Raw genomic sequence first — 13,545 nt, forward strand, 5'->3', positions numbered from 1 at the left:
CAAGCCCCTGCCGCCGACTGCGACTTTGCGCCAGCGGCAAAATTCATCCAATGATTCAATGAATAGGCACGACCGAGACATGCTGGCCCACGCCCCAAGAACATCCCTCGCCGACGCGGCCGCCAACAGCATCCGCACCGAAATCGCTGCCGGCCGCTGGGCCATCGGCGCCCGCATTCCCATCGAGCCGCAACTGGCGCAACTGCTGGGCGTGAGCCGCGGCACGGTGCGCGAAGCCGTCAAGACGCTGGTGTCGCGCGGCCTGCTCGAAGTGCGCCAGGGCTCGGGCACCTATGTGCGCTCGGGCTACGACCCCTCCGCCAGCCTGGAGAAGATGCGCCTGGCCAGCCTGCGCGACCAGTTCGAGGTGCGCCGCGCGCTCGAAGTCGAGGCCGCGCGCCTGGCCGCGGTGCGCCACACCGCCCGCGACCTGCGCCGCCTGCACAGCCTGCTGGACAAGCGCGGCCTGCCAGACGCGGAGGACGGCGGCGCCGGCTTCATCGAGCGCGACCTGGCGTTTCACCTGGCCATCGTCGACATCTCGGGCAACCTCGCGCTGGCAGAAACCTGCCGCTTCATCACCGGCTACATCAAGGAAACCATCGCGAGCAGCATGGGCACCAGCCTGCCCGAGCCCGACGAGGCCGCGCACCGCGCCGTTGTCGAAGCCATTGCGAGCCGCGACCCTGATCGCGCGGCGGCGGCGGTGCGGGACTTCATGGCGCCGATGCTCAATACGCTGGCGCTGGGCACGGCATGAGCGCGGTGCCGCTTTCTCCGTCCATGCCCTTGGGCAACACCGCCAAAGATCTGCTGATCGACGCCGAGGTCGACAGCCAGCCCGCGCCGCGCCCCACGCCCGCCCGCAGCCTGGCCCGCCGCATCCTGCTGGGCGCGAGCGTGGTGCTGATCGCCTTCAACCTGCGGCCGGTGTTCGCCAGCCTGTCGGTGGTGCTGCCCGAGATCATCCAGGCCACCGGCCTCTCGGCCACCGCCGCCAGCTTGCTCACCACGCTGCCGATCGTCTGCCTGGGCGTGTTCGCGCCGCTCGCGCCCTGGCTGGGCCGGCGCTTCGGCACCGAGCGCACGCTGCTGGGCTGCATGGTGCTGATCCTGGTGGGCACGGTGCTGCGCGGCCGCGGCAACATCCCGCTCCTGTTCGTGGCTTCGGCCGTGGCGGGCAGCGGCATCGCGGTGTCGAACGTGCTGCTGTCGGGCCTGGTCAAGCGCGACTTCGCGAAGCAGGCGGCGCTGATGATGGGGCTCTACACCATGGCGGTGTGCGGCGGCGCCGCGAGCGCGGCGGGCCTGACCGTGCCGCTGGAACACGCGCTGGGCGGCGGCTGGACCTACGCCCTGGCGATGTGGGCGGTACCGGCCCTGCTGGTCACGCTGATCTGGGCGCCGCAGGCGTTGCCGGTCAAGCCCGTGGCCAGCGAATCGGGTTTTACCGTGCGCGGCCTCTGGCGCGACCGGCTGGCCTGGCAGGTCACGCTCTTCATGGGGCTGCAGTCCGCCCTCGCCTACATCGTGATGGGCTGGCTCGCGCCCATCCTGCGCGAACGCGGGCTGGACGGCCAGACGGCGGGCTACGTGGTGTCGCTCTCGGTCATGACGCAGGTGGTGACCTGCCTGGTGGTGCCGGCGCTGGCCGTGAAGCTGCGCAACCAGCGCGGGCTGGGCGTGGCGATGGCCGTGCTCACGGTCACGGCGATGCTCGCCATGCTGTTCGCGCCGCTGGACCGCGCGGGCGGCGTGTGGCTCTGGGCCGTGATGCTGGGCATTGCGCAGGGCGGCACCTTTGCGCTGGCGCTCACGATGATCGTGCTGCGCTCGCGCGATTCGCACATCGCCGCGCACCTCTCGGGCATGGCGCAGGGCGTGGGCTACATGGTGGCCGCCTGCGGGCCGCTGCTGGCAGGGCTGCTGCACGGGTGGACGGGGAGCTTTCGCGCGTCGGCCTGGCTCTTCGTCGGGCTGGGCATTGCGCTGGTGATCGCCGGGCTGGGCGCCGGGCGCACGCTGTACGTGGGGGCGGTGACGGTGCCGAAGCACTGACCGGGGGACTGCGCCCGATGAGGTACAACCTCGCCTCGTGAACACCACCCCCTCGCACTCCCCCATCCTCCGTCTCGAGGACATAGGCTTCGCCTATCCCGACCAGCCGGCCATCGCCGCCGGCTGGAACGCATCCGTCGGCCCCGGCGTCACGCTGCTGTATGGCGACACGGGCGCCGGCAAATCGGCGCTGCTGCAGGTGATCGCGGGCGTGCTGCCCGCCACGAAAGGCCGGCTGACGGTCGAGGGCGCGAGCCTCCAGGCCTCGCCCGAGGCCTACCGCCGCAACGTGTTCTTCGTCGACCCGGCCACGGACCGCCTCGACCAGGTCACCGCGCGCGCCTGCACCGAGATGCTGCGCGAGGGCGATGCCCGCTTCGACGACGCCCTCTGGCACACCCTGGTCGAGGGCTTTTCGCTGCCTCCGCACATCGACAAGCCGATGTACATGCTTTCCACGGGCTCCAGGCGCAAGGTGTGGCTGGCGGCCGCCCTCGCCTCGGGCCGCCCGCTGGTGCTGCTCGACGAGCCGACCGCCGCGCTGGACGCCGGCTCGGTGCGCCGCCTCTGGAGCGCCCTGGCCGACCTGGCGCGGCGGCCCGGCCGCGCCTTTGTGGTCGCCAGTGCCGCGCGCATCGACGAGCTCCCGCTGGCCGGCACCATCGAGCTCCCGCTGCATTGACAGAGCCTGCCGGGGGGAGATAACCCGCGCGGTTGTCAGGGCGGGTCGCGGCCCGGCGACAATCGCGGATTCCGGCGAACGGGCAGACCCCGGCCCATCCTGCCGGGAGCCCCCGCCATCCCGACCCCTCAGCTTTACGGAAGCAAGCGCATGAGCACGAAGCAACCCACCATCGTCTACACCCTGACCGACGAGGCGCCCCTTTTGGCGACCTACGCGTTCCTGCCCATCGTGCGCGCCTTCACGGCCCCGGCCGGCATCGACGTGACCACGAGCGACATCTCGGTGGCCGCCCGCATCCTGGGCGAGTTCCCCGAGTTCCTCGGCGACGACCAGAAGGTGCCCGACAACCTGGCCGAACTGGGCAAGCTCACGCTCAAGCCCGAAGCCAACATCATCAAGCTGCCCAACATCAGCGCCTCGGTGTCGCAGCTCAAGTCGGCCATCAAGGAACTGCAGGGCAAGGGCTACAAGATCCCCGACTACCCCGAGAACCCGACCACGGACGAGGACAAGGACATCCGCGTTCGCTACAACAAGTGCACCGGCAGCGCGGTGAACCCGGTGCTGCGCGAGGGCAACTCCGACCGCCGCGCCCCCAAGGCGGTGAAGGAATACGCGCGCAAGAACCCGCACAGCATGGCCGAGTGGAGCCAGGCCTCGCGCTCGCACGTCTCGCACATGCACGGCGGCGACTTCTATCACGGCGAAAAGTCCATGACCCTGGACCGCGCGCGCAACGTCAAGATGGAGCTGATCACCAAGAGCGGCAAGACCGTCGTGCTCAAGTCCAAGGTGGCGCTGCTGGACCGCGAGGTCATCGACTCCATGTTCATGAGCAAGAAGGCGCTCCTGGCCTTCTATGAAAAGGAAATCGAGGACGCGCACAAGACCGGCGTCATGTTCTCGCTGCACGTCAAGGCCACCATGATGAAGGTCTCGCACCCCATCGTGTTCGGCCACTGCGTGAAGATCTTCTACAAGGAAGCCTTCGAGAAGCACGGCAAGCTGTTCGACGAACTGGGCATCAACGTCAACAACGGCATGGTCGATCTCTACACCAAGATCGCCGCGCTGCCCCAGAGCACGCAGGACGAGATCAAGCGCGACCTGCACGCCTGCCACGAAGGCCGCCCCGAGTTGGCCATGGTCGACTCGGCCAAGGGCATCACCAACTTCCATTCGCCCAACGACGTGATCGTGGACGCGTCCATGCCCGCGATGATCCGCAACGGCGGCAAGATGTGGGGCGCCGACGGCCGCCTGAAGGACGTCAAGGCCGTGATGCCCGAATCGACCTTCGCCCGCATCTACCAGGAGATCATCAACTTCTGCAAATGGCACGGCGCCTTCGACCCCAAGACCATGGGCACCGTGCCCAACGTGGGCCTCATGGCGCAGAAGGCCGAGGAGTACGGCTCGCACGACAAGACCTTCGAGATCCCGGAAGACGGCGTCGCCAACATCACCGACCTGGACACCGGCGAAGTGCTGATGAGCGAAGACGTGGAGCAAGGCGACATCTGGCGCATGTGCCAGGTCAAGGACGCCGCGATCCGCGACTGGGTGAAACTGGCCGTCACGCGTGCGCGCAACTCCGGCATGCCGGTGGTGTTCTGGCTGGACGCCTACCGCCCGCACGAGGCGCAGCTGATCACCAAGGTCAAGATGTACCTTCACGAGCACAACACCTCGGGCCTGGACATCCAGATCATGAGCCAGGTGCGCGCCATGCGCTACACGCTGGAGCGCGTCGTGCGCGGCCTGGACACCATCAGCGCCACCGGCAACATCCTGCGCGACTACCTCACCGACCTGTTCCCCATCATGGAACTGGGCACCTCGGCCAAGATGCTGTCGATCGTGCCGCTGATGGCCGGCGGCGGACTGTACGAAACCGGCGCGGGCGGCTCGGCCCCCAAGCACGTGCAGCAGCTGGTCGAAGAGAACCACCTGCGCTGGGACTCGCTGGGTGAGTTCCTCGCACTGGCCGTGAGCCTGGAAGACCTGGGCCTGAAGACCGGCAACGCGCAGGCCAAGATCCTGGCCAAGACGCTCGACGCCGCCACCGGCAAGCTCCTGGACAACAACAAGAACCCCTCGCCCAAGACCGGCCAGCTCGACAACCGCGGCAGCCAGTTCTACCTGGCGATGTACTGGGCACAGGAGCTCGCCGCGCAGACCGAAGACACGGCGCTGCAATCCAAGTTCAAGAAGCTGGCCGAGACGCTGACCGCCAACGAAAAGAAGATCGTCGACGAACTCGCGGCCGTGCAGGGCAAGCCCGTGGACATCGGCGGCTACTACCTCGCCGACCCGGTCAAGTTCGAAGCGGTGATGCGCCCGAGCGCGACGCTGAACGCGGTGCTGGCATCGGCGCAAGCCTGACGATGAAACCGGCAGCGTCCTTGCTTCGTTGAAGCACCACCGAAACGCATGCGTTGCCAACGGCCTGCCGCACACGCGGCAGGCCGTTGGCGCATGTGGGGCATGTGGGGCATGGCAGATTCCCCGGGGCTAGACTCTTTGACCGTCAACCACGCTGCGAAAGGCAGGCGATCCATGAAACCCTGGTTGATTTCCATTGCGTGGGCCGCCGCAGCCGGCGCAGCCCACGGGGCCGAGAGCTGCGAAGCCCTGCGCTCGCAGATCGAGGCGAAGATCGGCGCGGCCGGTGTCACGCGCTTCGCCGTGATCACCGTCGATGTCAATGCGACCGCAGCCGGGCAGGTGGTGGGCAGTTGCGAGCTCGGCACCAGGAAGATCGTCTATCAGCGTGAAGGCGGGGCGGCGCAGGCAGTGGCTGTTCCGACGGCCGTGCCCGGTCTGGCCGGGGACGACGACATCCTGACCGAATGCAAGGACGGCACGGTGTCCGTCGGCGGGGACTGCAAGCGCTGACCAAGGTCGGCCGGAGCCCGGCGCCCACATGAACCACTCTCTGCTCTTTGCCCTTCGATCGTTCTTCAGCCTGGTCACGCTGGTGGCCATCGGCTGGCAGTTGTCGATCCACGTGCGCATGGGTTTCGATGTCGTCAACTTCTTCAGCTACTTCACCAACCTGTCGAATCTGTTCGCGGCCTTCGTGCTGCTGCTGACGGCGTTCCGGTATTTCTCGGGTCGCGCGACCGCTGGGTCGAGCGACCGGCTGCGCGCCGTCGGCATTGCGCTGACCTTCTTCTTCGGCGGATGGGTGCTGCTGGCGCTGGGGAAAAAGCTGGGAAGCCTCAACACATGAACAGCGTTCATTTCGCATGCCTCGACTGCAAGAACTACATTGATGCGGGTTACCGCTGGGCAGCGACCGCACTTTTCCCGGAACACTGGGATCGAATGCCCATTGCGATTGCAGTCGAAGAAGTACTGGCGTGTAGCAAGTACTGGGCTGGCGAGGCAGATCACCCGTACCTTGCAACAGTGCTTCCTGCCGCGCGTCGATTCCTGTCGAAACACGCCGAGCATCGCTTGGTGTACGGAGATTTCGAGGCATTCATGGATTTCGATGGCTCAGGACATTCCTGTTTCGAATGGCTTGACGAAGACTCCCTGGCCGAACCCTCCATGCAAACCATCTGCCTTGAACCAAGATACTTCGCCGAGCATCCGACGCTCCGCTACACGTCGTGGACGCAAGTAGAGGGGTATTGCGCAAGTCAGTCGTGTGAATGGACGGATGACGCGGCAGCAACCGAAGCTGCAAGACGAGTTTTCTTGAATGCAGTTGAACGAACTTTGGGCGAGGAACAAGCCTGCCCATTGAGGAGCAAAGATGGCTGACAAGGTTCTGGTGTTCTATGGCTCGTACCGCTCGGACCGCATGGGCGTGCGGCTTGCGGACTTCATCATCGCGGGCCTCCACGCGCGAGGTGCCGAGGCGGAACTGATCGACGCCAAGGCCGTCGACCTGCCGATGCTCGATCGCATGTACAAGGAATATCCGAAGGGCACGGCGCCTGCGGCCATGGAGGCGCTGGCGGAAAAGATCCGCAAGGCCGATGCCTTCGTCTTCGTGACCGGCGAATACAACTGGGGCCCGCAGCCCGGGTTGAAAAACCTGACGGACCACTTTCTGGAAGAGTGGTTCTGGCGGCCGGCCGCTGTTGCGAGCTATTCGGCCGGGCGCTTTTCAGGCGTGCGCTCGGGGACCGCGTGGCACTCGATTCTGTCGGAGATGGGGATGGTGGTGATCTCGAGCACGCTGGCGGTCGGGCCGATTTCGCAGACGCTGGATGCAAATGGCAAACCGACAGGCAGCGCCGGGGAATCGCTGGCGCGCTCGTTCGGGCGGTTTGCGGATGACCTGGCCTGGTGGACGGAGGCGGCGCGCGCGCAACGGGCTCGGAAGGCGCCGCCTTACTAGCGGTTGGAGCGTCAGGAGTTTTTTCTGGACAACGTTCGTACAGAAGTTATCTCTCGCTTTATCAATGTGACCTGGGTCGGGCGGCTCAAGCCTCGCTGGCCCGTGTTGTTTTGTCGTATTGATCCAACAGGCTGCGCCTGAACTGAATTCGTTTGGGCTACATCTGCGAGCCGCTTTTTTCAGGCCTCGCGCATTCGTGAATTAGTGCCAGAAGCGCACCTGCATGTGCTCCCCATAATCGCGTCCGTTTTGTGCGTCTTGTCACAAAACGTTGTGATTTGTGACCTGTCAGGGAGCCTAAAAGAATGAACCGCCACTTGCACCGCATCGTCTTCAATGCCGCCAGAGGCATGCGGATGGTGGTCCAGGAAACCGCCACCAGCACCGGCAAGGGGTCGAACAAGGCGACGGCGGTGGTGGGTGGCGCGCTGGCCGGCATTGCCGCTTTCGCTCCCATGCTGGTCGGTGCCGCGTTGGCGGGAATGCTCACCGCGCCGTCTGTGCACGCGCAGATCGTGGGCGCGCCCAACGTGCCCGGCAATCTTCGGCCTACCGTCTTGGTGGCGCCCAACGGCGTGCCGCTGATCAACATCCAGAGCCCTTCCGCGGCGGGCGTCTCGCGCAACGTCTACAACCAGCTCAACGTTGGACCCAACGGCGCGATCTTCAACAACAGCCGCACGAACGTGCAGACCCAACTGGGCGGCATCGTTCAAGGCAACCCGTTCCTCGCGGCAGGCCCGGCGCGCATCATCCTCAACGAAGTCAACGGCGGCAATGTGAGCCAGCTTCGCGGCTACATGGAAGTTGCCGGGCAGCGTGCCGAGATCATCATTGCCAACCCGGCCGGCATCAACGTCGACGGCGCAGGCTTCATCAACGCGAGCCGCGCCACGCTGACCACGGGCACGCCGCAGCTCAATGCCCTGGGCGGCCTCGACAGCTTCCTCGTGCGCGGCGGCACCGTCACCATCAACGGTGCGGGCCTGGATGCGAGCAAGACCGACTATGCGGCGATCCTCGCGCGGGCGGTGGAAGCGAATGCGGGCATCTGGGCCAGTGAGCTGAAGGTGGTGACCGGGGCCAATCAGGTCAGTGCCGACCATGCCCAGATCACGCCGACGACAGGCACCGGTGCTGCACCGACCTTCGCCCTGGACGTGGCGGCCTTGGGCGGCATGTATGCCGGAAAGATCGTGCTCCTGGGCACTGAGCAGGGCCTGGGTGTGCGCAACGCCGGCAATATCGGTGCGAGCGCCGGCAGCCTGGTTGTCACGGCATCCGGCCGGCTGGAGAACACCGGCACGCTGGAGGGCCAGAGCGTGCAGCTTGTCAGCACGGCCGGCGACATCGTCAACCAAGGCACGATCCGCCAGACCAGCATGACACCGCTGGCGCTTTCTGCGCCCACGATCAGCAACACCAACGGCGGCTGGATCGGCAGCGAGCCGTTGCCCGCACCGACAGCTGGCACTGGAAGCGGCAGTGCCGTCGCTGGTACAGGCACCACCACAGGCACTGGCTCAAGCGGCTCGACGGGGACAACGGCATCGACAGGCGGTACAACAACTTCAGGTACTTCAACGCCTGCTGCCGTACCGATTGAGCCAGGCAGCATCACCGCCGCAGGCGCGATCCGGAACGATGGCGGCAAGGTCTACGCAGGTGGCCCTATCACCCTGCAAACCGCGAACCTGCTCAACAACGGCGGAACCTTGAGCGTGGCGAGCCTGGCACTCAACCAGGCGAGCTTTTCCAACCGGGGCGGGATCATCAATGTCTCCGAAGCCTTTGTCGCCCGGCTCGGCTCCTTGGACAACGCGTCCGGAACGCTGCGCAGCGGCAGCCTGGACATCACCACCTCCGGCGACCTGAACAACCAGGCCGGCGTGCTGAGCAGCGACAGCAATGCCAACCTCACGGTCGGTGGCTCAGCCAACAACCTGAGCGGCAACATCTCGGCCGCAGGGGCACTCTCGGCCAACGTGGCAGGGGCCACCGTCAACACCTCCGGCACCCTCGCTTCCAACCGGGGCTTGGCACTCAGTACCGGCTCGCTGGAAAACACACAGGGCAGCATCCAGTCGGCGCAGGCTGGCGTGCAGCTCGCAGCGACAGGTCAACTTGTCAACGGCAGCGGCGGGTCGATCAATGCGGCCACCGACCTTGGGGTTAACGCGGCAACGCTCACGAACGCCGGCACGCTGCGCGGCGCGAACGATGTCAACCTGACCGTCGCCGGTGTGCTCGTCAACGACGGCAATATCACGTCCGGTCGCCATGCGACCCTCACGGCCGCGAGCGTGCAAAGCGGCACAGCGGGCGTGCTCGGGGCTGGCATCCAGAGCGACGGCACGCTCGCTGCATCAGGGAGCGCAGGGAGCGGTGCAGGCGATCTGCGCATCACGGCCAGCGGTGCGCTTGTTGCCAATGGCACCAACCTCGCGGCAGGCAATGCGACGCTCCAGGGCGCCAGCGTCGATATCTCCGGAAAACAGACGAGCGCCGCCAACATCGCCATCGTCGCGACGCAAGGCGGTGTGAACACCGACAAGGCGGTGGTCTCCACGCCAGGCCGACTGGACGTCACTGCAGCGGGCGCTGTATCGAATGTCGAAGGTACGCTGGGCTCCAACGGCGGTATCACCGTCAACGCCGCCAGCCTCGACAACACCTCCGGAACGCTTGCGGCCGTGGCGGGAGACCTTCACGTCACGACCAGCAGCACGACCGACAACACATCGGGCAACCTGCTGGCCGCGGGGGCGGTCGTGCTTGCCAACAGCGGCTTGACGAACACCGACGGCAAGGCCAGCGGTAGCAGCCTGGCCATCGACACACGCAAAACCGCGCTGGACAACACGCGCGGGACACTGACCGCAAGCGGCACCGTCGATGTGACTGCTGGCGCGCTCAAGAACGACGCGGGCCTGCTCCAGTCCGGTGCTGCGATGACCGTCGATACGAACGGCCAGAGCCTGAGCAACACCGACGCGAAGGGCTACAGCAACCAGAAAGGCGGCATCGTCAGCGGCGGCACCTTCACGCTGAAGACCGGTGACGTCGACAACACCGGTGGTTTCGTCGGCTCGAAAGATGCCCTGATCGCCAGCACCGGAAAGTTTGTCAACGGCACCGCCGGGTCGGTGCTGAGTCAATCGACGCTGTCCGTCGACACCCGAGGCGCCACCTACGACAACCGCGGCGGTCAGACGCTGGCGGTGAACGATCTGCAAATCGATGCCGGTGCCGTGGAGAACAAAGGCGGCCTGATCCGTTCGGGCGCCACGACCCATGTGCGCGCCGGAAGCCTCGACAACACAGCCACCTCCGGCACCGACCAAGGCATCGAAGGCCAGAACGTCGCCATTTCGGCAACCACCATCGACAACACCTCCGGTGCCATCCGCGCCGATGTGAACGCGACCTTGAGCGGCACCGGCCGCGTCGAGAACGGTACCGGCGGCCTGATTTCCGCAGGCGACACCGTGAGCGTTGTCGATCCGAATGCGGTCAAGGCCCTGAGCGTCTCCAACTCAGGCGGCACCATGCTTGCGGGCAAGACACTCGTTGTGGATGCGGCCTCGCTCAGCAGCAGCGGCAAGCTGCTCTCCCAGGGCGACCTGCGGATTGCCGCGACGCAAGACGTCGCGTTGGCCTCGGGCAGCGAGACCATCGCCAACCGCGACCTGAGCATCGCCACCAGCGGCAACATCTCCAACAGCGGCCGGATCGCCGCCGGCAACGATCTGTCGCTGTCCGCCACGAACATCGACAACAGCGCCACCGGCGACATCCAGGGCACCACCACTCGCCTGAGCGCCAGCAATACCGTGACCAACCGGGGCGTGATCGACGGCATCGCGACGCGCATCGACGCGGGCACGCTGACCAACATCGGCACCGGCCGCATCTACGGCGACCAGATTTCCATTGGCGTCGATACGCTGAACAACCGGGCCGAGACCGCCGCCAACGGCACCACGAGCGCGGCCACCATTGCCGCGCGCAAGCGCCTGGACATCGGCGCGGGCACCGTCAACAACAAGGACGGCGCACTCCTCTTCAGCGACGGCAGTCCCCTCATCGGCGGGGGTCTCTTCATCGGCGGCAGCCTCGATGCCCTCGGCCATGCCACCGGCTCGGCAACGACCATCAACAACCACGCCGCGACCATCGAGGCGACCGGCAACGTCGACATCAAGACGGACACGCTGAACAACACCAACGGCGGTGTGACGTGGGCCCTGCAGCCGGGTTCGAGCCAGTTCGTTGTGGAGTACGAGATTCCCGGCAACAGCAAGCGTTGGAAGGCCGACGAGGTGCTCATCGGCTTCGGCGGACTCCGCCAGGTTGAAGACACCGGATGGAATGGTTGGAGGGCCGACAGTGCGGCCGCCCCTCGGAGGGCCGGCAGCGATCCCTATGCGAGATTGCTGATCCCTTCGCCGGACTACCCCTTGGACAAGTTCAGGGCCTATTACCTGCAAAGCCCGGCCAGCAGCCGGGATCGAAACGTCCAGGAGTGCACGGTCGGGCAGGACAGCACCTGCAAGGCGGTGCTCGTCCCCGGCGTCTGGTACTCGCGCACCGATCCGATCTGGGCCGCCTTCGGGATCACGCCGCCGGCCGAGGACCTGCCCACGGACTTCATCGGCCGGCGCTACCCCGACATCACGGTGGGGCAGGCAGGCATCACCAGCTGGGACAGCAGCGAGCCTCCGCATGAGGTATTCATGCCGTTCGACCACCCGGTTACGCAAGCCGAGTACGACCAGTGGCAGGCCTATCGCGAGGCCCATGGAGCCCTGGACAAGGCCACGCTGGCCTTCATCTACACGATGACCGGCACGCCGTTCCTGGCCACCGACTCCAAGCCGCAGCGCTTTTCATCGACCTTCGACATCTACGCCTACACCGTGACCACGTCCACCCCGGTGCTGCAAAGCTCCGCGCCGGGCAAGATCATCGCGGGCGGCGCGATGACCATCGATGTCCGCAGCGGTGTCAACGACATGAGCCAGATCCTGGCTGGCCGCGCCCTGACGGTCACCGGCGGCACCATCCTCGACAAGGGGCTCACCGTCGACGCGCCCACGGTGCAGACCGGCACGGTGTCTCACAGTTACGTGGAAGAGCACAGCGGCGACGATGAGCGCGTCTACCAGATCGCGCCGTACAACCTGACGACCAACGCCACGGCCACGCTCGTGGCGGCGCGGCAGCAGGGCAATGTGGCCGTCGCCGTCGGCACCCCTGGTACAGGGTCCTTGTCGGTGGGGCAAACCGGCGCGGGCGCGCAGGCCGCTGGAGGCGTCTCCGGCGGGTCCCGCGTCAATCCCATCATCCAGGTGCCTTCGGCCAGCGGGCCTGGCGCGACGGCGGGCGTTGCCGGCGCCACTGTCGTGCGCACCAGCGTGCCGAATACCGCAATTCCCAGTGCGAGCCTGTTCAGAACCCCGACCAATCCTTCGAGCCGTTACCTCATCGAGACTGATCCACGGTTTGCGAATTACCGCAACTGGCTGTCCAGCGACTATCTGCTGAACAACCTGGGGCTCGACCCGAACAACACGCTCAAGCGGCTGGGCGACGGCTTCTACGAACAGCGGCTGATCCGCGAGCAGGTGGCCCAGTTGACCGGCTATCGCTACCTGGATGGCTTCGACAGCGACGACGCGCAGTACGCGGCCCTGATGAACGCCGGTGTGACCTTTGCGCAGCAATACGGCCTGCGCCCGGGCATCGCCCTCACCGACGCGCAGATGGCGCAACTCACCAGCGACATCGTCTGGCTGGTCGAGCAGACAGTGACCTTGCCCGACGGCAGCACCCAGCGCGTGCTGGTGCCGCAGGTCTATGTGCATGTGAAGCCGGGCGACATCGATGGCTCCGGCGCGGTGCTGTCCGGGGGCAGTGTGAACATGCGCCTGTCGGGCGATCTCACCAATTCCGGAGGCACGATTGCCGGGCGCCATGCGGTCGCGCTTTCGGCGAACAACATCAACAACCTGGCAGGCCGCATCACTGGCGAAGACGTCACCCTGACCGCCAGGACCGACATCAATGTCATCGGCGCCGTGGTCGATGCAAGCAGGAGCCTCACCGCCATCGCGGGGCGCGACATCAACGTGGTGACCACCACCCGCGACTCGAAGAGCGAGACGGGTCCGCTGGCGCGCTCGGATGCATCCAGTGGCGTGAACCTCAGCGCCACGACACTGGACCGCGTCGCGGGCCTCTACGTGACCAATCCGGGGGGAAGTCTCAACGTCGTGGCCATGCGGGACGCCAACCTGATCGGTGCCGAAGTCAAGAGTGCGGGCGATGCGACTGTCGTCGCGGGTCGAGACGTGAATCTCGGCACCGTGACGACGGGCCGCACGGAAGACATTCGCTGGAGTTCCGACAACACGCGCAAGGATGAAGCGAGCAAGGACATCGG

9 protein-coding genes are annotated in these 13,545 nt (G+C 66.2%); all 9 read left to right on the forward strand.

Annotation, left to right across the window (positions count from 1 at the left end):
• Window positions 1-79: 79 nt before the first annotated feature.
• Entirely contained in the window at window positions 80-760 is a 681-nt protein-coding gene (locus ABIC90_RS22880) for a FadR/GntR family transcriptional regulator (RefSeq protein WP_354358176.1), read from the forward strand.
• Between the two features lie 23 nt (window positions 761-783).
• A complete protein-coding gene (locus ABIC90_RS22885; protein ID WP_436318239.1) occupies window positions 784-2,058 on the forward strand; it encodes a CynX/NimT family MFS transporter in 1,275 nt (424 codons plus the stop codon).
• A 37-nt stretch (window positions 2,059-2,095) separates the two neighbouring features.
• A complete protein-coding gene (locus ABIC90_RS22890) occupies window positions 2,096-2,740 on the forward strand; it encodes an ABC transporter ATP-binding protein (protein WP_354358180.1) in 645 nt (214 codons plus the stop codon).
• A gap of 150 nt (window positions 2,741-2,890) precedes the next feature.
• A complete protein-coding gene (locus tag ABIC90_RS22895; protein WP_354358182.1) occupies window positions 2,891-5,128 on the forward strand; it encodes an NADP-dependent isocitrate dehydrogenase in 2,238 nt (745 codons plus the stop codon).
• 174 nt (window positions 5,129-5,302) lie between these two features.
• Window positions 5,303-5,641, forward strand: a complete 339-nt coding sequence (locus ABIC90_RS22900) for a DUF1161 domain-containing protein (protein ID WP_354358184.1) — start codon at window positions 5,303-5,305, stop codon at window positions 5,639-5,641.
• A 28-nt stretch (window positions 5,642-5,669) separates the two neighbouring features.
• Complete coding sequence (locus tag ABIC90_RS22905; RefSeq protein WP_354358186.1) at window positions 5,670-5,978, forward strand: hypothetical protein; 309 nt, start codon at window positions 5,670-5,672, stop codon at window positions 5,976-5,978.
• Window positions 5,975-6,517 (forward strand): hypothetical protein, encoded by a 543-nt coding sequence (locus ABIC90_RS22910; RefSeq protein ID WP_354358188.1) that lies wholly within the window; start codon window positions 5,975-5,977, stop codon window positions 6,515-6,517. Before ABIC90_RS22905 ends, ABIC90_RS22910 begins: the two co-directional genes overlap by 4 nt.
• Window positions 6,510-7,100 carry an NADPH-dependent FMN reductase gene (locus tag ABIC90_RS22915; RefSeq protein ID WP_354358190.1) on the forward strand — a complete coding sequence of 197 codons (591 nt, stop codon included), beginning with the start codon at window positions 6,510-6,512 and terminating at the stop codon, window positions 7,098-7,100. The genes ABIC90_RS22910 and ABIC90_RS22915 overlap by 8 nt, the downstream gene beginning before the upstream one ends.
• 305 nt (window positions 7,101-7,405) lie before the next feature.
• The coding region (locus tag ABIC90_RS22920; protein ID WP_354358192.1) for a two-partner secretion domain-containing protein at window positions 7,406-13,545 on the forward strand (6,140 nt) is incomplete at its 3' end.

This window comes from Variovorax boronicumulans (genome assembly GCF_040544675.1).
GTDB lineage: Bacteria > Pseudomonadota > Gammaproteobacteria > Burkholderiales > Burkholderiaceae_C > Variovorax > Variovorax boronicumulans_D.